This window comes from Vibrio sp. 10N.222.48.A3, from assembly GCF_041475345.1.
GTDB classification, from domain to species: Bacteria; Pseudomonadota; Gammaproteobacteria; order Enterobacterales; family Vibrionaceae; genus Vibrio; species Vibrio tasmaniensis_A.
In genome coordinates, this window is the sequence record NZ_JBFRVX010000576.1 from 1 (window position 1) to 2,042 (window position 2,042).

The 2,042-nt window shown below is 45.5% G+C and carries 2 protein-coding genes; both read right to left on the reverse strand.

Annotation, left to right across the window (positions count from 1 at the left end):
• Nucleotides 1–92 precede the first annotated feature (92 nt).
• Nucleotides 93–1,133: an iron ABC transporter permease gene (locus AB4653_RS16370; protein ID WP_102257352.1), complete on the reverse strand. Its 1,041-nt coding sequence runs from the start codon at nt 1,131–1,133 to the stop codon at nt 93–95.
• 28 nt (nt 1,134–1,161) lie between these two features.
• Nucleotides 1,162–2,042 (reverse strand): Fe2+-enterobactin ABC transporter substrate-binding protein (gene fepB / locus AB4653_RS16375; protein WP_372104748.1); only part of this gene is annotated, 881 nt, incomplete at its 5' end.

Below are 2,042 nucleotides of genomic sequence, written 5' to 3' on the forward strand. Positions count from 1 at the left end.
GCGTATATGAGACGGTTGATAACAGAAAGAAAACTGACCGAAGCGTACAACACTTCCCGAGCCAGAATTTTGAAGAGTGTAAGGCTCAATCATCATAGGAGAGATATCTTCCAACGTTTCACTAAGAATACAAAGAATGGCCCGCCGATTAGAGCAATCATAATACCTACACTGATCTCATTGGGATACCCGACGATCCGGCCTAGCACATCGGCGACAACCGCCAGAATGGATGCAATCAGTAAAGAGAAAGGCATCAACCATTTATGATCCGGCCCCGCCGCCATCCTTGCAATATGAGGGGCAGTAAGACCAACAAAGCTGATAGGACCAGCCGCCGCAGTAGAGGTCCCCGCTAAAACCACAATAGCAATAGAAGCAAAACACCATATTTTGATCGGGTTAACACCTAAGGCGTGACCAATATCGTCCCCTAACGAGACAGTATCTAAGGCTTTACTTAATGAAAATGCGATTACTAATCCAATGGCTATTAACATGGCAGCCGGGATCAAGACATCGTAACCTCGCCCTTGAAATGACCCCACAGCCCAATGTCTATATTGTTCAAACACCATTTCATTGCTGTTTATTGTGATCATATGAGTCAGTGCAAGCAACACAACCGACAAAGCAGTTCCCGCCAATACAACTCTTACAGGGTTAACCCCTTTATTTACCCCAGCAAGGGCAAAAACACCCGCTCCGGAAACAGCCGCCCCAAGTAAACCAAACCACATCACATAGGCCATATCATGGATGCCCAGAAAGGCTATCGCTGAGACTATGGCAACTGTCGCCCCCGCATTGACACCGAGTATCCCAGGATCTGCTAATGGGTTACGAGTTAAGCTTTGCATGATAACGCCTGCAACACCAAGCGCACCGCCAATAACTAAAGCTAACAAGGTGCGTGGAATTCGAAGGTGGACAACCAATAGATGATCACTGTTGGTTGGATCAAAAGAAAAAATCGCATCCAAAGTCACTGCCGGCGATATGTAATGCGTGCCGATAAAAAGGCTAAAACACGAGGCAAAAAATAACAACACGACTCCCGCCATCAGCCATCGTCGTCGTTGTCCATTTCTTATCTGTTCAAATGCTTCTGCAGGACCAGCAATACTTGTCATTACGGACATCCTTTACCCATTGTAGCCATTAACCTGCATTTGTATCTCGTTCAAAAAGCTGAACAATGTCGTTAACGATTTCAGTGGCACTATACATATCGATACGAAATGAATTCTCACCTAGGCCAAAGACTTGTTTATTCTGGACGGACGGAAGGTTGATCAAGATTGGGTCATGCATGAATCGATTAGCGCTGTCGTCGCTCGCTTCTAGCAAAAATGTCGTATCGGCTTTAAGTTGAGTCAGCAGTTCAAAGTGGACGCGCATAAAATCTGATAAAGGCACGGTGTTGTCATGCCATTGACGATTTTGCACTTCCATTTTAAAACCAAGATCAGTGAGCAAGTCCGCATGAACGCCATCCTCTAAAGCGATAGCATTGGTAGCTCCAGGTCCAAAATACGCCACAATATTGGTTTCGCCTTCTGGTATCTGTAGCTTGTTTTTACTCTGGTTAACGAACAACTCAAACTGGCTAATTTTTTGTTGGGCTTGTTCTTCTAACCCTGTCGCCTGTCCAAGCCTCAAAGCCAAGTCTTGCCATGATTGTGCGGTGTAATCCAAAATAATGGTTGGTGCTATTTGCTTAAATTCAGCTATTTGATCTCTCGCCGAATCACCACCGCGCCATGCTACAACAATCAAATCAGGTTCATAGATATAGGCAGACTCTAAATCAACGCTGCCGGCAGGCCATGCCTTTTCCACGCTTCTCTGTTCAGCAATATCTGCCCATTGACTAAAAAACTTCCCTTCATAAGTGAGTGCTGTTGCGGCTAAAGGAGCATCAATAGCCAGTAGCGTCCCACTAATCGTCACCGAGGTAGAAAGGATTCGAGTCGGTTTAGATGGGATCACTGTCTGTGAGCTATCCGCATTAACGAAAGTCTTGGGGTAAGTATTTTGAG